The 20737-nt window shown below is 60.2% G+C and carries 20 protein-coding genes; 18 read left to right on the top strand and 2 right to left on the bottom strand.

Annotated elements, in window-relative coordinates; translation table 11 throughout:
* The first annotated feature begins 10 nt into the window (after window positions 1–10).
* From ccoO to rlmH, 14 genes are read left to right on the top strand one after another with little or no spacing between them, the layout of a single operon-like run.
* Complete coding sequence (gene ccoO, locus H8L67_RS07965) at window positions 11–697, top strand: cytochrome-c oxidase, cbb3-type subunit II (protein WP_220379308.1); 687 nt, start codon at window positions 11–13, stop codon at window positions 695–697.
* Window positions 694–846: a cbb3-type cytochrome oxidase subunit 3 gene (locus H8L67_RS07960; protein WP_220379307.1), complete on the top strand. Its 153-nt coding sequence runs from the start codon at window positions 694–696 to the stop codon at window positions 844–846. The genes ccoO and H8L67_RS07960 overlap by 4 nt, the downstream gene beginning before the upstream one ends.
* Window positions 843–1772: a cytochrome-c oxidase, cbb3-type subunit III gene (ccoP, locus tag H8L67_RS07955; RefSeq protein WP_220379306.1), complete on the top strand. Its 930-nt coding sequence runs from the start codon at window positions 843–845 to the stop codon at window positions 1770–1772. Before H8L67_RS07960 ends, ccoP begins: the two co-directional genes overlap by 4 nt.
* On the top strand, window positions 1772–2059 hold the full coding sequence (locus H8L67_RS07950) for a hypothetical protein (RefSeq protein ID WP_220379305.1): 288 nt from the start codon (window positions 1772–1774) through the stop codon (window positions 2057–2059). The genes ccoP and H8L67_RS07950 overlap by 1 nt, the downstream gene beginning before the upstream one ends.
* A gap of 23 nt (window positions 2060–2082) precedes the next feature.
* Entirely contained in the window at window positions 2083–3621 is a 1539-nt protein-coding gene (locus tag H8L67_RS07945) for a 4Fe-4S dicluster domain-containing protein (protein WP_220379304.1), read from the top strand.
* Window positions 3618–4121, top strand: a complete 504-nt coding sequence (locus tag H8L67_RS07940; RefSeq protein ID WP_220379303.1) for a FixH family protein — start codon at window positions 3618–3620, stop codon at window positions 4119–4121. The genes H8L67_RS07945 and H8L67_RS07940 overlap by 4 nt, the downstream gene beginning before the upstream one ends.
* Window positions 4118–6562 carry a heavy metal translocating P-type ATPase gene (locus H8L67_RS07935; protein ID WP_255555939.1) on the top strand — a complete coding sequence of 815 codons (2445 nt, stop codon included), beginning with the start codon at window positions 4118–4120 and terminating at the stop codon, window positions 6560–6562. Before H8L67_RS07940 ends, H8L67_RS07935 begins: the two co-directional genes overlap by 4 nt.
* 57 nt (window positions 6563–6619) lie before the next feature.
* A complete protein-coding gene (locus tag H8L67_RS07930) occupies window positions 6620–8584 on the top strand; it encodes a heme lyase CcmF/NrfE family subunit (RefSeq protein WP_220379302.1) in 1965 nt (654 codons plus the stop codon).
* Between the two features lie 23 nt (window positions 8585–8607).
* Window positions 8608–9054, top strand: coding sequence for a cytochrome c-type biogenesis protein (locus H8L67_RS07925; RefSeq protein WP_434063435.1), 447 nt, complete (start codon window positions 8608–8610; stop codon window positions 9052–9054).
* The gene (locus H8L67_RS07920; protein ID WP_220379301.1) at window positions 9051–10061 is read left to right on the top strand and encodes a tetratricopeptide repeat protein; all 1011 of its coding nucleotides are present in this window, start codon (window positions 9051–9053) and stop codon (window positions 10059–10061) included. Before H8L67_RS07925 ends, H8L67_RS07920 begins: the two co-directional genes overlap by 4 nt.
* A gap of 2 nt (window positions 10062–10063) precedes the next feature.
* On the top strand, window positions 10064–10234 hold the full coding sequence (ccoS, locus tag H8L67_RS07915) for a cbb3-type cytochrome oxidase assembly protein CcoS (RefSeq protein ID WP_343222355.1): 171 nt from the start codon (window positions 10064–10066) through the stop codon (window positions 10232–10234).
* Complete coding sequence (locus tag H8L67_RS07910; RefSeq protein ID WP_220379299.1) at window positions 10224–10955, top strand: sulfite exporter TauE/SafE family protein; 732 nt, start codon at window positions 10224–10226, stop codon at window positions 10953–10955. Before ccoS ends, H8L67_RS07910 begins: the two co-directional genes overlap by 11 nt.
* A gap of 59 nt (window positions 10956–11014) precedes the next feature.
* Window positions 11015–11422 carry a ribosome silencing factor gene (gene rsfS, locus H8L67_RS07905; RefSeq protein ID WP_220379298.1) on the top strand — a complete coding sequence of 136 codons (408 nt, stop codon included), beginning with the start codon at window positions 11015–11017 and terminating at the stop codon, window positions 11420–11422.
* A gap of 18 nt (window positions 11423–11440) precedes the next feature.
* On the top strand, window positions 11441–11911 hold the full coding sequence (gene rlmH, locus H8L67_RS07900; RefSeq protein ID WP_220379297.1) for a 23S rRNA (pseudouridine(1915)-N(3))-methyltransferase RlmH: 471 nt from the start codon (window positions 11441–11443) through the stop codon (window positions 11909–11911).
* Between the two features lie 30 nt (window positions 11912–11941).
* Here the strand turns inward: rlmH and H8L67_RS07895 are convergent, their stop codons facing one another.
* Window positions 11942–12691: an SIMPL domain-containing protein gene (locus H8L67_RS07895; RefSeq protein WP_220379296.1), complete on the bottom strand. Its 750-nt coding sequence runs from the start codon at window positions 12689–12691 to the stop codon at window positions 11942–11944.
* Window positions 12692–12837: 146 nt separating this feature from the next.
* On the opposite strand from H8L67_RS07895, the gene H8L67_RS07890 reads away from it, so the two are divergent.
* The 4 genes from H8L67_RS07890 to tldD are packed head-to-tail and all read left to right on the top strand — an operon-like array spanning window position 12838 to window position 20140.
* Window positions 12838–13422: a Maf family protein gene (locus tag H8L67_RS07890; RefSeq protein ID WP_220379295.1), complete on the top strand. Its 585-nt coding sequence runs from the start codon at window positions 12838–12840 to the stop codon at window positions 13420–13422.
* Window positions 13419–14909 carry a ribonuclease G gene (gene rng / locus H8L67_RS07885; RefSeq protein WP_220379294.1) on the top strand — a complete coding sequence of 497 codons (1491 nt, stop codon included), beginning with the start codon at window positions 13419–13421 and terminating at the stop codon, window positions 14907–14909. Before H8L67_RS07890 ends, rng begins: the two co-directional genes overlap by 4 nt.
* Before the next feature lie 3 nt (window positions 14910–14912).
* The gene (locus tag H8L67_RS07880) at window positions 14913–18680 is read left to right on the top strand and encodes a YhdP family protein (protein WP_220379293.1); all 3768 of its coding nucleotides are present in this window, start codon (window positions 14913–14915) and stop codon (window positions 18678–18680) included.
* A 26-nt stretch (window positions 18681–18706) separates the two neighbouring features.
* Window positions 18707–20140, top strand: coding sequence for a metalloprotease TldD (tldD, locus tag H8L67_RS07875; protein ID WP_434063434.1), 1434 nt, complete (start codon window positions 18707–18709; stop codon window positions 20138–20140).
* Here the strand turns inward: tldD and yjgA are convergent.
* The gene (gene yjgA, locus H8L67_RS07870) at window positions 20137–20712 is read right to left on the bottom strand and encodes a ribosome biogenesis factor YjgA (protein WP_220379291.1); all 576 of its coding nucleotides are present in this window, start codon (window positions 20710–20712) and stop codon (window positions 20137–20139) included. The two genes, tldD and yjgA, sit on opposite strands and share 4 nt — an antisense overlap.
* Window positions 20713–20737: the final 25 nt, after the last annotated feature.

Genomic DNA, 20737 nt, shown 5'->3' with positions numbered 1-20737 from the left:
GAATACACACATGAGCACACAAGACAAGAAACCGGATCACGCCGCCGGCTCAAACGCCCACCAAAAGATCGAACGCAACGTCGGTCTGCTGGCCATCCTCATCACCATCGCTGTGTCTTTCGGCGGCTTGGCGGAAATCGTGCCGATGATGTTCCAGGCCGAAGCCATCAAACCGTTGCCGGGTATCAAGCCGTATCCGGCGTTGCAACTGGCGGGCCGCGATATCTACGTGCGCGAAGGTTGCTACAACTGCCATTCCCAGATGATCCGCACCTTGCGTTTCGAGAGCGAACGCTATGGCCAGTATTCGTTGGCCGGCGAGTCGGTGTATGACCGTCCCTTCCAATGGGGCAGCAAACGCACCGGTCCGGACTTGGCGCGTGTGGGCGGCCGGTACAGTGATGAATGGCATCGCGAGCATCTGAAGGATCCGCGCGCGTTGGTCGAGCAATCCAACATGCCGTCGTTCCCCTGGCTGGCTGAAAACAAAATCGATCCCGCGCAGTTGCAATCGCATATGCGCGCGTTGAAGCGCTTGGGCGATCCCTACACCGAAGCAGACATCAACAACGCACCTAAAGACGTCGCCGGCAAAACCGAACTCGATGCGGTGGTCGCGTATTTGCAGGGCCTGGGTAGAGCGCGCGCGCAGAATCGCGCCAATGATGCCGCGGCCATGAAGGCAGGTGCGCAATGAGCGCTGGCACCTTGTCGGGCATCATCTCGCTCGCTCTTTTGGTCTTGTTCGTTGCAGGCTGGTTGTGGGTTTGGAGCCCGCGCCGCCGCGAGGTATTCGATGCTGCGGCACGCTTGCCGCTGGAAGAATCGGAAGGGGATGTGAAATGACGACCGGTTGGTCTATCTATGTGATCGTGCTTGTCACCTTCAATATCGTGGGGGTTGCCGCGCTTTTGATGTGGACCGCGAAGCGCCGCCCCGGAGATCCCAAGCCGACAGACACCAGTCATATTTGGGACGGCGATGTCACCGAGTACAACAAGCCGCTTCCGCGTTGGTGGATGATCTTGTTCTGGATGACGATCATTTTTGGGGTCGGCTACCTGGTGTGGTATCCGGGCTTCGGCAACTTCAAAGGCGTCTCGAAATGGACGTCCGCGGCCGAGCACGATCAGCAAAAGAAACTCGACGATGCGAAGATCGACAAAGCATTCGCGCCCTACAAAGGCATGTCGATCGACCAAATCGCCAAAGATCCGACCGCGGTCAAAATGGGTCGCGCGATCTTTGCCAACAACTGCGCCACCTGCCATGGCTCATCGGGTAAGGGCGCAACCAACGGATACCCGAATCTCACCGACAACATCTGGAAGTGGGGCGGCAAGCCCGAAGACATCCTGACCAGCATCCAACATGGCCGCGAGGGCCTGATGACACCTTGGGGAACCGTCTTGACCGGCATGGGCGGTCCGAGCGCCGTGGATGCCGTGGCGGCCTATGTGCGTACCTTGTCGAATCCGGAACTGTTGAAAAACAACTATATGGCCTCGCAAGGCAAGGCGATGTACGAGGGCGTGTGCGTTGCTTGTCACGGCAAAGAAGGCAAAGGCAATCAAGCCATCGGCGCGCCCGACCTGACCGACCACGATTGGCTGTATGGCGATTCCACCGCAGCCATTCGCGAGACGATTCAAAACGGCAGGCACGGCATCATGCCGCCGCACTTGCCCTTGCTCGGTGATACGCGCACGCGGGTGGTCGGTGCCTATGTTTGGTCCATCTCCCATCCAACCGAATCTTCGGGTGCGCATTGATGGAAGCCGAACGCCCGTTCGACCATCCGCGCCGCCCGTTGGCCCAACGCATCGGCGCCATTTTGTGGCCGAGTTTTTTCGCGGCGGGCGTATGCACCATGGTCTTCTTCGCCTTCGTGGATCCGATCATCATGCGTGACATGAGCTTTCCCGATCTGCCGATGACGCGCGGCTTGGGTTACACGGTCGGCTTCTTCATGTTTTGGGCAGCCACGTCCGCGTCGAGTTTGTTTACGTGGTTGCTGTTGCGTCCCTCGAGCCGTTTCAACCAAAGATTGGACACCTAAGCGGAAATACCGCTGGAATAAAAGTGAAAAAAGCCATCGACATTGCGTTGGAGGAAGAGAATCTCTCCAACTATGTGAGCGAACGGAAGGTCTATCCGCGTGATGTGCGCGGTCGCTTCGACCGGCTGCGCCGGGTCGCCGTTTTCGTACTGTTGGGAATGTTCTACCTCTTCCCTTGGCTGAAATGGGACGGACGCCAATCCATTCTGTTCGATTTGCCGGCGCGGAAATTTCACATTTTCGGCATTACCTTGTGGCCGCAAGATTTTCCTTTGTTGGCGTTGTTGCTCATCATTGCGGGGATGGCGTTGTTTTTCTTCACGGCGCTGGCGGGTCGGTTGTGGTGTGGCTATGCCTGTCCGCAAACCGTGTGGACGGAAACGTTTTTGTGGATGGAACGCTGGACGGAAGGCGATCGCAACGCCCGCATGAAATTGGATGCCGGTCCATGGAATCGCAACAAGATCGTCCGCAAAACGGGTAAACACTTGCTCTGGATTGTGTTTGCCCTGTGGACAGGGTTCACCTTCGTCGGATTCTTCACGCCCATTCGTGAATTGGCTGCGCGTCTACCGCAGTTGGCTTGGGGCGGTTGGGAGACCTTTTGGGTGCTGTTCTACGCGTTGGCAACCTGGGGAAATGCTGGGTTCTTGCGCGAACAGGTCTGCAAATACATGTGCCCTTATGCGCGTTTCCAAAGCGCGATGTTCGATCGCAACACGTTGATCATTGCTTATGACCCCATGCGTGGCGAACCGCGCGGCCCGCGCAAGCGCGGTTTGCCGAGCGTGCTCGAACGCGGACGCGGTTTACTGGACAAATTGACGGCTTACGACTATGTCTTCCGCGTCGCCCAGCATCCGACCGCCGCGGATAACCGCGCCCACGCCAAGGGCACCATCACTTTCGATCCCGGCAGCGCGGAACCGTTGCCGAAATTTAGTCCGGAAGAACTCGGAGATTGCATCGACTGCACGATTTGCGTGCAGGTCTGCCCGGTGGGTATCGATATTCGCAATGGCTTGCAATACGAGTGCATCGCCTGCGGCGCTTGCATCGATGCCTGTGACGATGTGATGGACAAGATGGGCTATCCGCACGGCTTGATCCGCAACACCACGCAGAACGCCATTGATGGCGGCACGACCCAAGTGATGCGTCCGCGCATTTGGATCTACGGATTTCTGTTGCTGGGGCTGTGCGCCGCTTTCATGTACGGCCTCGCCAACCGCAGCACGATGATTGCCGACATCCTTCGGGATCGCAACGCGCTGTACCGCGAGACGGCCGACGCAATCGAGAATGGCTACACCCTGAAAATCGCCAACAAAACCGATCTGCCGCAAGACTACGTGGTCAGCCTCGCGGCACCGGGCACATCGTTGGCGTTGCGCGCCACGAAGCCTGTGCATGTGGCTGCGGGAGACGTGATGGAGGCACCCTTGTTGGTTGAGGGGCCCAAGTCGATGCGCGGACGTCAGGCGATCATGTTCACCATTCGATCCGCCGACGGACAGAGCCGTGCCGACGTGAAAAGCAGTTTCTTTGGGCCGATGGAATGAAAACCGAACAACGCTCGCCTTGGCGCGAGCCCATGGTGTGGTTGGTGGCGGCAATCCCGGCCTTGTCTTTTTTTGCCGTCGGCGGATTGTTTTGGGCGGCCAGCCGAGCGGGCGGTGTGGATCGGGTTGCCGACCGCGTTGAACGCACCGGTCAGATTCAAGTTGCCAATACAGGGCCGGTTGAGCAAGCCATGCAACGGGGCTTGAAGGCCTTGATCAAGTGGGACGGGAAGCGCCTTGAGGTGTATCCCGCATCGGGCACATTCGATCGCTCTCAAAACTTGATCTTGAAGTTGCATCATCCGGTCACCGCCGACGAGGATCGCAGCGTGTCGTTGATCGGCACGGTTCATGGATGGGCTGCGGAAGTTGCCCTGCCAACAGGTCACGACTGGCTGCTCGAACTTGAACCACAGGATGGCAGTTGGCGTTTGGAAGGACGCTGGCCCGCAGGACAGCAGGCCGCCTTGCTCGCGCCGTCACTCGCCGTCGCGCAGTGAAGCCGCCTTCTGCCGGCGGCGACGCGCTGAGCACGCCTGTGAACACACCCAACGCGACCTGTTTCCACTGTGATGAGCCGCTTGGCGCCGCACCTGTCCAGGCGCTGATTGACGGCACAACGCACGACTTCTGTTGCAACGGCTGCGCGACGGCCGCGCAATGGATTCGCGACGCGCGCTTGGACGCGTACTACCAACTGCGCACGGCACCCGCACCACGAATTGATGAAGCGCCGACCGATTTGGCGATTTGGGATCGTGAAGAGGTATTGCGTGAGCATGCGCGAGATGTTGCAGGAGGCCGGGAAGTCACCGTGCTCACTGACGGCATGCATTGCGCGGCCTGCGCGTGGCTGATTGATCGTGCGCTGATGCGTGAGGCAGGCGTTCAATCGGTCAGTGCCAACGCCGTGACGGGTCGCATTCGGATTGTTTGGGACACGGAAAAAACCCGACTCTCCTTCTTGCTGCATCGTCTCAACGCGCTGGGTTATCGCCCCTTTCTTGCAGGCGGCATTGCGCAAGAAGAGGCGCGGCGCAAACAACGCAACATTTGGCTGGTGCGTATCGGTGTTGCCGGTCTTGCCAGCATGCAAGCGATGATGTTTGCGGAAGCGCTTTACCTCGATACGCGCAACCAGATGCCGATTCCGACGCGCGATTTTTTCCGTTGGATCACCTTCCTCGTGTCCACGCCGGTGGTTTTTTGGGCAGGCTGGCCGTTTCTTTCCGGCGCGTGGCGTGAGTTGAAAAACCGACGTCCGGGCATGGATGCTTTGGTGTCGATCTCCATTTTGTGCGCGTGGGCGGCGAGTGTGTGGGAAACCGTGCGCGGCGGCCCGCATGTCTGGTACGACGCGGCGGTGATGTTCGTCTTTCTGCTGCTCGTCGCGCGGATGTTGGAGCAGCGCGTCCGTCAGCACGCCTCGGCGCAAGTCGATGCGCTGGCGCGCGCGCGGCCACAGTTCGCCACCTTGGAAACCCGGCATGAAGACGGCGAAGTCACCCGCGCTCAAGTTCCGGCCGCGAGTTTGACCCCGGGCGCAGTGGTCGCCGTTGCGGTAGGTGAGGCCGTTCCCGCCGATGGCATTTTGTTGGAGGAAGCCGCGGCGTTTTCCGAAAGTCTGCTCACGGGTGAGTCGGCACCTGTTGAAAAGGCTCAGGGAGATACGGTGTTGGCTGGCTCCATGTGCGTTCACACCCCGGCGCGCGTACGCGTCACCCACACGGGCGCGCAAACGCGAATTTCGCAGTTGGCTGCCGTGGTCGAACGTGCACAGGCACACCGCCCGCATCTGGCGGATGTGGCCGATCGAATCGCCGCATGGTTTGTTGTGGGAATGGTGATCGCCGCCTGCGCGGTTTACGCGTTTTGGCGTATGCATGCCCCTGAACGCGCATTTGAAGTGATGCTCGCCGTATTGGTCGTGAGTTGCCCTTGCGCTTTGTCTCTGGCCATTCCGGCGGCGGTCGCCGCGGCAAACGGCCGTTTGTCGAAATGGGGCATCTTGCCGCTGAGCCCCGACGCCTTGATGCGTTTGTCGCGGGTGACCGATGTCATGTTCGACAAGACGGGCACACTGACCACCGGTTCGCCCACCCTCGCGCGTGTAGCGTTGCTCGCGCCATTCGAACAAGCCGATGTGTTGGCGTGGGTCGCTGCGCTGGAGCGAGACACCGGGCATCCCATCGCGCAAGCGTTCCTGCCGTTTGACCAGGGATTGGCTGCGCGTGACGTGCAGGTCTTGCACGGCGCGGGCGCAACCGGTGAGGTGGCCGGTCACAACGTCAAAATCGGCCATGCGCGCTTTGTGACCGGCAATGCCGACGTCGACGATGGTGACTTGTGGATGAGTGCCGATGGCGAAGTGGTCGCACGATTCGGCATGGGTGAAACCTTGCGCCCGGATGCCGCCGAAGCGGTGCGTCAATTGAACGCACAGGGCATTGCATTGCACCTTTGCAGTGGCGACGCTGAGGCCAAAGTGGCAGAAGTTGCGCGGACATTGGGCATCACCGAATGGTCTTCGCGGCAAACGCCCGAAGGCAAGCTCGCCCGCGCGCACAATCTGCAATCCATCGGGCATGTGGTCGGCATGGTCGGTGACGGTATCAACGACGCGCCGGTACTAGCGGGTGCCGATGTGTCCATGGCCATGGGCGAGGGCGCCGCACTTGCGCAGCGTGCGGCCGATTTGGTGTTGTCCGGCACGCGTTTGACCAAATTGCCGGCGGCGCTGCGATTGGCCCGAACCACGCGCAAAGTCATTGCGCAGAACCTGTTTTGGGCGCTGGCCTACAACGTTGTGGCCCTGCCGGTTGCGGCCATGGGCTGGGTGACGCCTTGGATGGCCGCCGTGGGCATGGCCGCATCGTCGTTGATTGTGACGCTGAACGCATTGAGGCTGTCCGGTTCGGGCTTGGAGGGCGGGGTATCCTAGTGCGTTATGCAATGGTCGGGTATCCGCCCGGCGGCGCCTTATTGGAGAACGGCACGAATGTTGCCTGAGATCGGACAAATTGCCCTCATTCTCGCGATGATCGTGGCGGCCCTGCAATGCGTCTTGCCCTTGTGGGGTGCGCATGGTGGCCGGCGCGATTGGATGGAGATTGCCCGCCCCGCTGCGGCGGCGCAATTGGCCATGGTGGGCTTGGCATTCCTGATCTTAACGATGGCCTTCCTGCGTCAGGACTTCTCCATCAAATACGTGGCCGACAATAGCAACTCGTTGCTGCCGACGCTGTACCGCGTCACAGCGGTATGGGGCGCGCACGAAGGCTCGTTGTTGCTGTGGGCATTGATCCTTGCGGTGTGGACCGCCGCAGTCGCGATGTTCTCAAGAAAACTGCCGTTAACGGTCATGGCACGTGTGCTCGGTGTGATGGGCTTTGTGTCAGCCGGCTTCCTTGCTTTCCTGGTGTTCACCAGCAATCCGTTTGAACGATTGCTTCCCGCTGCCGCCGATGGCCAGGATCTCAATCCCTTGCTGCAGGACCCGGGCATGGTGGCGCATCCGCCGATGCTCTACTTGGGCTATGTCGGCTTCGCGGTGCCGTTCGCCTTTGCCGTGGCCGCGTTGTTGGAAGGTCAAATGGATGCGCGTTGGTTGCGTTGGACGCGCCCGTGGACGAATGCCGCTTGGGGCTTCTTGACGCTCGGCATCATGATCGGTTCTTGGTGGGCTTACTACGAGTTGGGTTGGGGCGGATGGTGGTTTTGGGATCCGGTCGAAAACGCCAGCTTCATGCCGTGGCTGGCAGGTGCCGCTCTGTTGCATTCGCAAGCGGTGACTGAAAAGCGCGGGAGTTTTGCCGGTTGGACCCTGTTGCTCGCGATCGCCGCGTTCTCGCTGTCGCTGCTCGGCACCTTCTTGGTGCGGTCCGGCGTGTTGACCAGCGTGCACGCGTTCGCGGCGGATCCCACACGCGGCGTTTTCATCTTGGTGTTCTTGGGCTGTGTTGTCGGCGGCTCTTTGATTTTGTATGCCCTGCGCGCCCATACGACCCACGGCGCCGCGCAAGCGAAGCCGTTCGAATTCAATTCGCGGGAAACCCTGTTGATGGCGAACAACTTGTTGCTGGCCTCGGCCTGCGCGATGGTGTTGATCGGCACCTTGTATCCGTTGCTGGCGGATGCTTTGAATTTGGGCAAAGTGTCGGTCGGTCCGCCGTACTTCGGTCTGCTGTTTATCCTGTTGATGGCGCCATTGGTGGTGTTGATTCCGTTCGGACCGTTGACCTATTGGCAGCGTGAGCAGGGCAGCCGCGTCGCCAGGATGCTGTGGCCTTGGGCGCTGTTTGCGTTGGTCTGCGGTGTGATCGCTTTCTTTGTTGCGCCCCAAGGTCGATTGAAAACCGCGGCCGGCATCGCCGCCGCCGTATGGGTGGCGCTGGGGACTTGGCGCTTCGTGCAGACGCGTCTGAAGTCCAAGAGCGCGGGCGCGAAAATGACGCTGGAGATGGTCGGGATGGCCTTCGCGCATACGGGCATTGCCGTGTTTTTGGTCGGTGCGCTATTGACCGAGGCACTCAGCACGCAACGGGAGTTGGCGATGCGGCCGGGCGACACGGTGACGATCGGACGCAACGCGTTCACGTTCAAGGGCGCCACGCATAAAGAAGGTCCGAACTACATCTCCGATCAGGGCCGCGTCATCATGCGTGGTGCGCAGGGTGGGGAAGTGGTCCTGCTCCCTGAAAAACGCAAGTACGTTGCCGGTGGACAAGTGATGACCGAGTCGGCGATTTCACGCGGCGTCTTCCGTGATGTCTATGTCGCCATGGGCGAGCCGTTGGACATGGCGCCGGGTGCGGCGAACAGCGGCAGCAGCAGTTGGGCTGTCCGTATACATGTGAAACCTTTCGTTCGTTGGATTTGGTTCGGTGCGATCTTGATGGCATTGGGTGCCTTCATCACCGCCGCGGACAAACGTTTCAAAACAGCGCCGGGGGCAGCCGCATGAGGCCAGTAGTTCTTCGACGCCTGATGGCCGCTGTCTTGTTCGCAGGCTGGATGTTTGTTGCGCCGATCGCGGTCGCCCAAACCGATTCCAACATCGCGCCCTTGACCTTCCGCAGCGCGCAAGAGGAGGCACGTTTTCATGCGCTTTCATCGGAGCTGCGCTGCGTGATGTGCCAAAACCAATCGCTGGCGGACTCCAACGCCATCATCGCGCGCGATCTGCGTGTTGAAGTGTTGGCGCTGATGCGAAAGGGCATGAGCGATGCCGAAATCAAAACCTTCCTGGTGCAACGCTACGGCGAGTTTGTTTTGTACCGCCCGCGCATGCAGGGTGCCAATGTACTGCTTTGGTTGGCGCCGGGTCTTCTGTTACTGGGGGGCGGACTGGTGTTGTTTGCCGTGGTCAAGCGCCGTCAATCGAATTCGCCGAAAAGCAGCGTGACCACATCCGACGAGGAGCAAGAGTGGTGAATACCCAATTCCTCGTCATTGCCGCGGTGCTGGTGGTGGTAGTCATGGCGCTGGTGCTGTACCCCGTGTTTAAACGCCAATTTGTCTTGGGTCTTGCGCTGTTGTTGATTTGTGCGGTCAGCGTCGGTGCGCTCTACACGCAGTTGGGCACGTCGGCCGCATTGGACGCGCGATTGGTGAACCAACCGCGTTCCTTGAAAGACGCCATCTACCAACTGGAAACCGCGCTGGCGAAAGATCCCGCCCAGGCCGAAGGATGGGCGTTGTTGGCGCAAACCTATCGGCAGGACAATCAATTCGTGAAATCCCGCGATGCGTTTGCAAAGGCCAGCGCGTTGGCACCTGCAAACGTCGCGCTGCTGACCGATGCCGCCGAATCACGCGCCATGGCAGACCCGAAACATTTGTTTGATGCGGATGCATTGGCCCTGCTCGACAAAGCATTGCGTTTGGATGCCGACAACGAACGCGCCCGTTGGTTCATGGGGGTGGCGTTGCGGCAGCAGGGCAAGAACGCGGAGGCGGCAGAGATGTGGACGCCTCTGTTGGCACGTGTCGAGCCGGCGGCGGCGGAAGCCTTGCTGCCACAAGTCAATTTGGCGCGGACAGCGGCGGGACTGCCCGCCATCGACATGCCCGAACGGAAAACAACGGCGGGAACGCATGCCATCGACATCGCACTGACCATCAATCCTGCGTTGGCGAAAGATCCGCGTTGGAACGCTGACTCTGCCGTGTTCGTCATCGCGCGTGTGCCGAACGGTCCGCCGATGCCGGTGGCGGCGCGCAAGCTGTCCTTGTCTGAACTCCCGGCAAGCCTGCGTCTGACCGATGCGGACAGTCCCATGCCGACCGCCAAACTGAGCGGTGTCGAGGAGGTGGAAGTCTTTGCGCGTCTCTCGGTCGATGGTTCCGCGAACCGCGGCGAAAACGATGTCGAAACGGCGCCGCAACGCGTGCGACTCCCTTCGGCCGTCCCGCTGCGCTTGGAGCTCGGCAAGCCGTGAACATGTTGCTGGTCCTGATTCCGATCAGTCTGTTGCTGTTGATCGTGGCCATCTGGATGTTCATCTGGGCGGTGCGCAAGGGTCAGTTCGACAATTTGGAAAGCGCCGCTCTCGATATCCTGGTGGATGAAGAGGCGCCCACCGCCGCCGCCGAAAAAGCCGATGCCGATTGACTGGATTGTTGTTGCGGGCGCGCTCCTGAGCGGATTGATCGGCAGTGCGCATTGCGTATTGATGTGTAGCGGTATCGCCACCGGCATCAATGCGCGTACCGCTCGTCCTTCGTTCTGGGTGGCATTGCAACCCAACATAGGGCGCGTCGCCGGATACACACTGGCCGGTGCCGCCGTCGGCGCGGTGGGAAGCGGTCTGCTTCAGGTGGCGCGAAATGCCCAGCTGGCCTTGATTTTGCGGTCTTTGGTCGGTGTGGTGCTGATCATTGTCGCGTTGCGCATGTTGGACACGCGCGGTCGACTCGGTTTCCTGAAGTCGCCGGGCGGGCGCTATTGGCGATGGTTGCAACCGCTCCAAAAACAACTCGTTCCTGCCGACACGGCATCGAAGCGTTTGATGGCGGGATTGCTGTGGGGTTGGCTCCCGTGCGGGTTGAGCACGACCCTGTTGACCGCGGCATGGTTGCAGGGCAGTGCATGGCATGGCGCCCTGACCATGGCCGCGTTCGGCACAGGCACGCTGTTGGCGATGGTGCCGCTGACCTGGGCCGGCGCGCGCGTTGCACAAAGATTGCAGCACGGACGCGGCAAGCACCTGGCCGCAGGTGGACTCCTCTTGATGGGTCTCTTGACCGCAACCGCACCCCTGTTGGCAGGCGTGCCCGCCGTTCACGGCGTGCTCGAGGCTTTGGGATGCAGAACGGTGCCCCTCGGGCATTGAGTCGAGCCCCGAGGCGATGCCTGTCCTATAATTCGCCCTATCCACCGGAGTAATCGCACTTGACCAACCAAGCCCACGTCATCAAGACCCAACTGCCCAATCCGCCGCCACCCGCGGATGTGCTCTTGAAACACGTGCATACCGCCGTTGAAAACTTGAAAGGCGTGGAAGTGGTCGAAATCGACGTGCGCGGCAAAACCAGCGTCTGCGATTTCCTGGTCATCGCATCCGGCACATCGACCCGCCACGTCAAGTCCATTGCCGACGAAGTGGTGCGGGAATCCAAGAAGCTCGATTGCCAACCGCTCGGCGTCGAGGGTGAACGCGAGGCCGAGTGGGTGCTCGTGGATCTCGGCGATGTGGTGGTTCACGTCATGCTGCCCCGCGTCCGCGAGTTCTATGCGCTGGAGCGCCTGTGGACCGTGGGTGACGAGCCGCCGGAATCGCGTGACAGCGATATCCGCTGATTCGGACTGCGTGCGCGCATGAAGGCGCACTTGATCGCTGTCGGTGAAAAACCGCCGTCCTGGGTGACGGAAGGCTTCGAAGATTTCAAAAAACGCTTGTCGCACAGCCTGCCACTTCAGTTGCATGAAGTAGCGCCCGGCATTCGCGGCAAAGGTCGCGACGCGCAACGTGCCACCTTTGAAGAGGGACAGCGAGTCCTCGAGTGCATTCCGAAAGGCGCTTGGGTGGTGGCACTGGACGGGCCGGGAAAGACTTGGTCGTCGGAGCAACTGGCGCAACGCATGGAACATTGGCGTGGCCAAGGACGGGATCTGGTGTTCTTGATCGGCGGTCCGGAAGGGCACGCGGCGGAAGTCCGGGCGCGGGCCGATGAATGCTGGTCCTTGGGGCCGCTCACGTTGCCGCACATGTTGGTGCGTGTCGTAGTGGCCGAACAGCTCTATCGGGCGACCTCCCTACTGGCAAATCACCCTTACCACCGCGCGTAGCGATGGCAAGGGTTTGCTTCTGAGAAGCGTTTACTTGCCCAATTCGTAAACAATGTTGAGCGTCACACCGAGGCTGCTTTCGCCCGGGGCGATCTCGGTGTCAGCCGCTTTGCCAGCGTAGGCATTCGCACTCATCGCTCGCATTACCGGCACCGGATTCATCATGCCGCCGCCCTCATCAATGCTGACGATGCGACGAACGCGCAGGCCGAGTGCATTCGCATACAAATCGGCACGCTTACGCGCCTTCTCCAGCGCGCTCAAACGCGCTTCGTCATAGGCTTCGTCGGCCTTGTCGACTTCGAAGCTCGGGCCGTTCAAATCATTCGCACCGGCGGCCACCAAGCTGTCCATCAACTTGCCCAGCTTCGTCAGGTCACGCACTTTGATGCTGACGGTGTTGCGTGCTTCGTAACCGGTGATCCGCGGCGTCTTGCCGTTCTCGTAGTCGTAGCGCGCATTGAGATTGACGCCGCTGGTTTGGATATCGCGGGAGGCAATGCCGGCGGTCTTGATGGCCGCATTGACGCGGGTCATCTTCTCGGCGTTCAAACGCATGGCCGTATTGGCATCTTCCGCTTGGGTCACGACACCCGTGGAGATCGTCGCGATGTCGGGCACGCGTTTGGCCGAGGCCTGCGCGGAAACCGAGATCAGTGTGCCGTCTTGGGATTGGGTGCCGGCAGCAACGGTGGCGGCATTTTGGGCGTGTCCGGGCATGGCGAAACTCGTCAGTGAAAGGGCCAGTGCTAGGGCCAAGTATTTCGGGGCGTGGTTCATACAGCAGCTCCTCAAAGTTCAAAACGCACAGTGCGTTATAGGCGGTGAACGGGGAATGATGGGGTTCGGGGTCGAATACGCCGGAATGGTTGCCAAAGATTCAGCGAAACCTGTGTGCATACAGGTTCACGCGGTATTCTTGAGCGATGCTCTATTTAGCCTCGCGATCCCCCCGCCGCGCAGACCTGCTCGCACGTTTGGGCGTGCAATTCGGGCTGCTTGATTTGGACATCCCCGAGGTGCGATTGCCCGGTGAACCCCCCGCCGATTACGTCAGTCGGGTGGCCCGTGAAAAGGCCGGCGCCGGATTGCTGAAGGTCATGTCCAACCCCAGTGCGGTGGTCTTGGGTTCGGATACCGAAGTGGTCTTGGACGACGAGGTCTTCGGCAAACCGACCGATCGCGACGATGCGCGACGCATGCTTGAGGCGCTGTCCGGAAAAACGCACGAGGTCATCACCGCGGTGTGGTTGGTCTCGGCGGGTCAAGAGCTTCGGGAAATGTCCACGACTCGCGTCCGCTTCGGGACGCTCGATCAGGCGATGCTCGACGGCTATCTGGCCGGGGACGAGTGGGAGGGCAAGGCAGGTGCCTATGCCATCCAAGGGGCGGCGCAAGCATTTATCGCGCATGTCGAAGGCAGTCCCAGCGGCGTGATGGGCTTGCCCTTGTTCGAAACCGCCCATGCCTTGCGCGCATACGGTTTGTTCGCCGCAGGTGGGGCGCAATGACGGAAGACATTCTCGTCAATGTGACGCCGCGCGAAACACGCGTGGCCGTCGTCGAGAACGGCATGTTGCAGGAGTTGCACATCGAGCGTGGTTGGCGTCGCGGTGTGGTCGGCAATATCTACAAGGGCAAAGTGCAACGGATCATGCCCGGCATGCAGGCGGCCTTCGTCGACATCGGTTTGCCACGTGCCGCGTTTTTGCATGCGAACGATATTTTCCGCAACAGCACGCCCTTGCCGACGGACGAGGCTGTCATCGAAGAGGGCAATCCGCCGCCGCAAGTAAGACCCATCTCGGAATTGTTGAGAGACGGTCAAGATATCGTCGTCCAAGTCTTGAAGGACCCGATCGGCTCGAAGGGTGCGCGCTTGACCACGCAATTGAGCGTGCCGTCACGGTACCTCGTCATGCTGCCGCAATCCAAAGTGATCGGCGTGTCATCGCGCATCGAAGCGGATGAAGAGCGGGCCCGTTTGAAATCGTTGGTGCAAGAGCTGTCTTTGACCGGCGGCTCGGGATTCATCGTTCGCACCAATGCCGAGAGCCAGCCTGCCGAAGCCTTGGCAGAGGACCTCGCCTACCTGTCGCGCGTGTGGGGGCTGATCGAAGATCGCGCACGCACCGCGCCGGTCGGTGCCTGTATTTACGAAGATTTGATTCTGCCTTTGCGCGCGGTGCGCGATTTGATGCGCAGCAACGTGGAGCGGGTGCGTGTCGACTCGCGCGAAACCTGCGATCGATTGCGCGAGTTTGCCGCACAGTACATGCCGCAGTTGGCCGAGAAAGTCGAGCATTACACCGGTGCGCGGCCGATCTTCGATCTTTACGGCGTAGAAGATGAAATCCAGCGGGCCCTGCAAAAGGAAGTGCCGTTGAAATCGGGCGGCTATCTGGTGATTGATCAAACCGAAGCGATGACCACGGTGGACGTGAACACCGGTTCTTTCCTAGGTCAACGCACGTTGGAAGAAACGGTGTTCCGCACCAATCTGGAAGCGGCGCAATCCGTGGCGCGGCAACTCAGGCTGCGCAATCTCGGCGGCATCATCATTATTGATTTCATCGACATGCACGACCCCGAGCATCGCCGGCAGGTGCTACGAACGCTTGAGCGTTCGTTGGTGAAGGATCATGCCAAGACCACGGTCTACGATTTTTCGCCGCTGGGCCTCGTGGAGATGACCCGCAAGCGCACCGTCGAATCGCTGGAGCGGCAACTCTGCGAACCCTGCATTACCTGCAACGGACGCGGCACGTTGAAGACCTCCGAAACCATCACCTATGAGATCTTCCGCGAAATAACCCGTGCAGTGCGTCAATTCGATGCGAACCAGCTGCTGGTGATTGCTTCCACCTTGGTGGTCAACCGGATCACTGACGAGGAGTCCGCGGCTGTGGCCGAGCTCGAAGAATTCCTGGGCAAGACAATTCGCTTTCAAGCCGACGAACACTACTCGCAGGAGCAGTACGACGTGGTGCTGCTGTAAGGCATGAAGCGGCACCTTCATCTCGCTGGAAAAAGCGTTTACTACCTGCTCGGCGCCAAGCTCTTGCTGTTGGCGTTGCTGATGATGGGCATCGCACGTTTCATGCCTTGGTTGGAAAGTCATCCGCAGCAGGTCAGCGCTTGGTTGTCGAAGAAGGCCGGGCGGCCCGTGCGTTTTGACAACTTGCAAGCCCAATGGACGCGATCGGGTCCTCTGCTGAAACTCAAGAATATGCGTGTGGGTCCGGTCGGCAATCCCTTGCGTGTGGGCGATGCCGAGCTATTGGTGTCGCAATACAGCGGCTGGTGGCCGGGTCGCCGATTGACCGAGCTGCGGATTCGCGGCGTCGCCATCACACTCGAAAGAAGCGATGCCGGCGAATGGCGGGTGCATGGTTTGCCGGGCCAGTCGACCGGCGGTGATCCGTTCTCGACCTTGGAGCGCTTGGGCGAACTCCAAGTCGTCGACGGCAAGCTGCGCGTCTTGGCGCCTTCGCTGGGGCTGAATCTGTATTCGCCTCATGTTGATGTGCGCACGCAGGTCAATGGCGATGTGGTGCGTGTTGGGATGCGGGCTTGGCTGGAAAATGCCAAATTGCCGGTGGATGCGGTCATGCGATTCGATCGCAAGCAAGGCGCCGGTCGCGTCTATGTCGGTGGAAAATCCTTGGATTTGTCCGGTCAATCGTCGGTACTCAAATTTGCCGGTGTCGCCATTGTCGAAGGCAAAGGCAGTGGCCAAGCTTGGCTCACAATGAAGAACAATCGCGTCGCGGCGGTGCAGAGCAACGTGGACTTTCAAGCGATTCGTTTGCAGTCAACGGCCTTGGAAGAAACACCGCGATCCATCCGCATCGATCGGTTGACCGGCCGGACATTCTTCACGCGCGGTGCCGACAAATGGTCGCTGCAGATTCCGGAGCTGGCGATACAAAGCCAGGGGCAGCAACAACAGCTCAAGGGACTGGAAGTCAACAGCAGTGATTCGATGTCGGTCGCTGTTGATCGCATCAATCTCAGATTGGTCTCGTCGTTTGCCGATCTCACCGATCGCATGCCGGCCAAATTCCGCCAATGGCTTGCGCAGGCCGCGCCTGCCGGCACACTCGACAATGTCGTGATGCGACGCTTCGCCAATGGACGCGTGCAACTGGATGCAGATGCGGTAGGACTCGGTGTCAACCCGGTGGCCTCGACGCCCGGCATTCGCGGTGTTTCCGGTCGGATCACCGCCGACGAAGCCGGCATGCGTATCGATCTGGCGCCATCGAGCGAATGGACGTTTGATTGGCCCGCTGGATTCGGCGTGCCACATCAGTTCAACCCGCAGGGCACGGTCGTGGTTTGGCGCGAGGGACCGGGTATCCATGTCGGCACAAACGGTTTGTCATTGAAAGGGCCCGATGCGTCGTTCGATGCGCGCGGTGGACTGTTTTGGGAGGGCGACGGCAGCCATCCGCGGATCGACATCGCGGTGGAGTTGACCGCGCCGGCGCAAGTCACCAAAGCACGCGGTTTCTGGGTACACAACGTGATGTCGAAGCCCGCCATCAATTGGCTCAATTCGGCATTGGTTGCCGGCACCGTCGAGCGCGGCCAAGTATTGGTGTCCGGCGACTTGGACGAATGGCCGTTCGACCAGCAAAACGGCTTGTTTGAAGTCCTGGCCGACGTACGCAATTTCCGCATGAAATTCCAACCCGATTGGCCGGAAGTGGTCGGCAACCACGCCGCGCTGCAATTCAAAGGCAAGGGGATGGCGATTTCGGCGGACGGCAGCATCAGCGGCATCAAACTCGCAAAGGCCACGGCCGATATCGAGAATCTCGGAAAGCCTGATCTCCTGATTCATGGTGAAGGCGCGGGCGATGCATCGCAGTTCTTGGCATTGATTCGCAGCAGCCCGTTGCAAAAAGAATTCGGCGAGCACACCGATCCGATCATTGCGACCGGCCCGGCCAGCGCGCGTGTGGATTTGAAACTGCCGCTGCATCATGACGAAGCGAAGTTCGAAGTAAACGGGCTAGTGAGCTTGAACGGCGTGGAAGCCACGCATAAGACCTATGAGCTTCAATTCAGTCAAATCAAAGGCGTGGGTGAGTTCAATCGCGATGGTTTCAAAGCACCGGATTTGGCGGTGATTCACGAGGGTCAGGCAGGCAAACTGAGCTTACGCGTCGGCAGCGGGACGCAAGATGCTCGCAACATGTTCGAAGGCGGGCTGATGGTGAATGCCGGCGCGCGAAGCTTGTTGGCGCGTGTGCCGGATTTGGCGTGGCTTGGCAATCGTGTCGAAGGGCGTTCTGATTGGACCGTCGGTGTGGCATTGCCGCGCGGCGCGAGCGCACAAACGGTCAATGCGCTTGAGTTGCGCTCAACTCTCGTCGGTACCGCGATGAATCTGCCCGCACCTTTCAATAAATCGTCGGGTACGAGTTTGCCGACGACGGTGCGTATTCCGCTGCCGATAGATGGCCCCGGAGAGATTCAAGTCAGCATGGGACGACTTGCCAATGTCCGTGCGCGTCGCCATAGCACCAATACCGGCGTAGCCGTGATGTTGGGCGGTGCGCCTGCCGGATTGCCGCCGGCACGTGGCGTGACCATCAACGGGGCGGTGCCCGCCATGGATGCGCTGGCATGGATGGCGGTGATGGATAGCGGAAGCGCCGGGGCGCCGGGGCTCACGGTAAACAGTTTGGACGTCAGGGCGGACCGGCTGATGGTGGGTGACACCGCTATGCCGGGCGCACGTCTGCGCATGACACCGACGCGCGACGGCAAGCAGATCGACATTACAGGCACTGCGATGCAGGGCACGATTCATGTCGGCAGCGCTCGTAACGCGCCGATCGTCGGGAGATTGGATCGTCTGCGCATCGCCATGCCGAAAACGAGCGGTACACCTTCCAAGTCATCCGACGCCGCGACAGGCTTGCTGTCCGATCCACGCAAGCTGCCGCCGTTGGACCTGAGCATCCGATCCCTCTGGGTGGACAAAGCGGAGCTGACGGCCGTGCGTCTGAAAACATCGCAGGTGCCTGCGGGGGTGTCCGTCGATCGCTTTTCGGCGACGGCGCCGCAAACGCAAATGGAAGCGACCGGCAGTTGGTTGGGCGATGCGTCGGCGTCAAGGACCGCGCTGAAGCTCACTGTGGACACCCGCAACTTGGGCAAATTGGTCGATGCGCTCGGCGCGGTGGGTCAGGTGTCCAAAGGGCGCGGTGCCATCACGGCAGATATCGCTTGGCCGGCCAGTCCGATGGATTTGCGAACGGCAAAACTCAGCGGAAAAATCCATGTGGACATGCGTGAGGGCAGCTTGGTCAAGGTCGAGCCCGGCGTTGGACGTGTCATCGGGTTGTTCAGTGTGGCCCGATTGCCGCGACGCCTGACCTTGGACTTCAGTGACTTCTTTTCACAGGGTTTCGCCTTTGACACGGTGAGTGGCGACATCCGCTTTGATGCCGGCTATGCGAAAACTGATCATTTTTCAATCAAGGGGCCCGCCGCCGACATCGACATACGCGGCAGCGCAAACCTTGAATCCCAGACTTTCGACCAAACCATAGATGTGTACCCAAAAGCCGGCAACATGTTGACGGTGGCCGGCGCGGTCGCAGGTGGACCCATCGGTGCAGCCATCGGTGCGGTTGCCGGGCAGATTCTCAAAAAGCCCTTGGGTCAAATGGCGGCAAAAACCTATCACGTCACCGGGCCTTGGAGCGATCCGCATGTGGAATCGGTGGACAAGAATGGAAAAAAGAAATGATTGAATTGGACACCTCACAGCAATCCATGCTCGAAGTCGCATCCTCGAAACTCTTGATGCCGTTCGAGCTCGACATCGCGCGTATCGATCCCGCGTTCTCGACGCTCATGGGGCAGGGAATCGACTTCGGGGATTTGTATTTTCAACATTCCAGGCGCGAAAGCTGGAGCATTGAAGACGGCATCGTCAAAACGGGCGCACATGCGATCGAGCAAGGCGTCGGTGTCCGCGCGATCAGTGGCGAGAAAACCGGCTTCGCTTATTCGGGCGACATCAGTGCGGTGGCACTGCAAGACGCGGCGCGCGCGGCGCGTGCGATTGCCAATGACGGCAAGGCACTGGCACCGCAATCGCTCGCACCACAATCGTCGCGCGTTCTGTATCCGGCAATCGATCCGGTCGATGCACTGGCCAATGACGAAAAAGTCGCTGCGCTTCGCGCCGTCGACGCATTGGTGCGATCGCTGGATCCGCGTGTCAGGCAAGTCACTGTCAGCTTGACCGGTGCGGTGGATACCGTGTTGATCGCACGCAGCGACGGCATTTTGGCTGCCGACGTGCGACCCTTGGTGCGCTTGAATGTGCAGGTGATCGTCGAGCAGAACGGTCGTCGCGAGTCCGGCTACGCAGGTTTCGGCGGACGCTATGACTACCGGGAATTGTTGGGCAATGGCCAGCCTGAAAAGTTCGCGCGCGAAGCCCTGCGCTCGGCACTGCTGAACCTCGAGGCGGTGGATGCGCCTGCCGGTGTCATGCCGGTGGTCTTGGGCAACGGGTGGACCGGCGTGCTTTTGCACGAAGCGGTGGGTCACGGATTGGAAGGCGATTTCAATCGCAAAGGCACCTCCACGTATGCGGGGCGCATGGGTCAACGCGTGGCGTCGCCCGGCGTCACAATCGTGGACGACGGCACGTTGCCGGGGCGTCGCGGTTCCCTCAATTGCGACGACGAAGGCCAGCAAACGCAATGCACGACGTTGATCGAAGACGGGGTATTGACCGGCTACATGCAAGATAGTTTGAACGCGCGATTGATGGGCGCGGCACCGACCGGCAACGGGCGTCGCGAATCATTTGCGCACACCGTCATGCCGCGCATGACCAACACCTACATGCTGCCGGGTCAGGATGATCCGCAAGACATGATCCGGTCGGTCAAACGCGGTTTGTATGCGGTGAATTTCGGTGGTGGCCAAGTGGACATCACCAACGGCAAATACGTGTTCTCGGCGACCGAAGCCTACTTGATCGAAGATGGCAAAGTCACCGCACCGGTGAAGGGTGCGACCTTGATCGGCAATGGTCCGGAAACGATGCAGAAAGTGACCATGATCGGTCACGATTTCGCGTTGGATGCCGGTGTCGGCGTGTGTGGCAAAGACGGTCAATCGGTACCGGTCGGGGTGGGGCAGCCGTCGGTGCTGATCAGCGAAATCACCGTCGGCGGCACCAGCGCTTAAGCCGCGTCGTCTTCCCCGTCATGCTCGATTACGTCGCGACCCGCCAGTTCCAGTTCCGTTTGCAATGCAAGGATTTCCTTGTAAAGCAGACGGAAAGCGCGCGGCGGTTTGTTCGCGGCCATTTCGGATCGCGCATTGCGCGCCAGTTGCCGCAAATTTTGCGCATCGGCATTCGGCGTTTCCGCAATGAACGCGGTCAGGGCCTCGTCGCCGCCTTCGATCAAGCGGCTGCGCCAGGCTTCGGCACGATGCATCAGCGCCACTTGCCGCTTCGACCCTTCACTGCTGGCATCCATCGCATCACGAATGGCATCCAGCGTGTCATCGTCTTCGCGACGCATCTGCTTGGCCAAAAAGGCGATCTGCCGTTTCCGGGCGATATGCGACGTGATGCGTTGCGCGTCGCGGATATGCGGCAGCAGATCTTCCGGCACCGGCAATTTCGCCAATTGCCCGTCGGACAAGCCGGTCAAGGTTTCGGCCAAGGCCAGCACATCCAACGCGTCACGCCGCTGTTGGCTACGGCTTTCGCCAATGAATTCACCGGTTTCAACGTCGCGACCGCGCGCCATAACATTCTCCTTGCTGCAAATAGGA

Origin of the sequence: Lysobacter soyae (assembly GCF_019551435.1) — a bacterium.
GTDB lineage: Bacteria > Pseudomonadota > Gammaproteobacteria > Xanthomonadales > Xanthomonadaceae > Solilutibacter > Solilutibacter soyae.
Note: the sequence above shows the minus strand (reverse complement) of the source record. Positions and strands in the feature narration are given on the sequence as shown.

Coding starts and splice junctions, on each gene's coding strand:
- ccoO (WP_220379308.1), top strand. CDS start 11: ATGAGCACACAAGACAAGAAACCGGATCACGCCGCCGGCTCAAACGCC.
- H8L67_RS07925 (WP_434063435.1), top strand. CDS start 8,608: ATGGCCGCTGTCTTGTTCGCAGGCTGGATGTTTGTTGCGCCGATCGCG.
- H8L67_RS07880 (WP_220379293.1), top strand. CDS start 14,913: ATGAAGCGGCACCTTCATCTCGCTGGAAAAAGCGTTTACTACCTGCTC.
- ccoP (WP_220379306.1), top strand. CDS start 843: ATGACGACCGGTTGGTCTATCTATGTGATCGTGCTTGTCACCTTCAAT.
- yjgA (WP_220379291.1), bottom strand. CDS start 20,712: ATGGCGCGCGGTCGCGACGTTGAAACCGGTGAATTCATTGGCGAAAGC.
- H8L67_RS07910 (WP_220379299.1), top strand. CDS start 10,224: ATGCCGATTGACTGGATTGTTGTTGCGGGCGCGCTCCTGAGCGGATTG.
- H8L67_RS07960 (WP_220379307.1), top strand. CDS start 694: ATGAGCGCTGGCACCTTGTCGGGCATCATCTCGCTCGCTCTTTTGGTC.
- rlmH (WP_220379297.1), top strand. CDS start 11,441: ATGAAGGCGCACTTGATCGCTGTCGGTGAAAAACCGCCGTCCTGGGTG.
- tldD (WP_434063434.1), top strand. CDS start 18,707: ATGCTCGAAGTCGCATCCTCGAAACTCTTGATGCCGTTCGAGCTCGAC.
- rng (WP_220379294.1), top strand. CDS start 13,419: ATGACGGAAGACATTCTCGTCAATGTGACGCCGCGCGAAACACGCGTG.
- H8L67_RS07940 (WP_220379303.1), top strand. CDS start 3,618: ATGAAAACCGAACAACGCTCGCCTTGGCGCGAGCCCATGGTGTGGTTG.
- ccoS (WP_343222355.1), top strand. CDS start 10,064: ATGTTGCTGGTCCTGATTCCGATCAGTCTGTTGCTGTTGATCGTGGCC.
- H8L67_RS07890 (WP_220379295.1), top strand. CDS start 12,838: ATGCTCTATTTAGCCTCGCGATCCCCCCGCCGCGCAGACCTGCTCGCA.
- H8L67_RS07950 (WP_220379305.1), top strand. CDS start 1,772: ATGGAAGCCGAACGCCCGTTCGACCATCCGCGCCGCCCGTTGGCCCAA.
- H8L67_RS07895 (WP_220379296.1), bottom strand. CDS start 12,691: ATGAACCACGCCCCGAAATACTTGGCCCTAGCACTGGCCCTTTCACTG.
- H8L67_RS07930 (WP_220379302.1), top strand. CDS start 6,620: ATGTTGCCTGAGATCGGACAAATTGCCCTCATTCTCGCGATGATCGTG.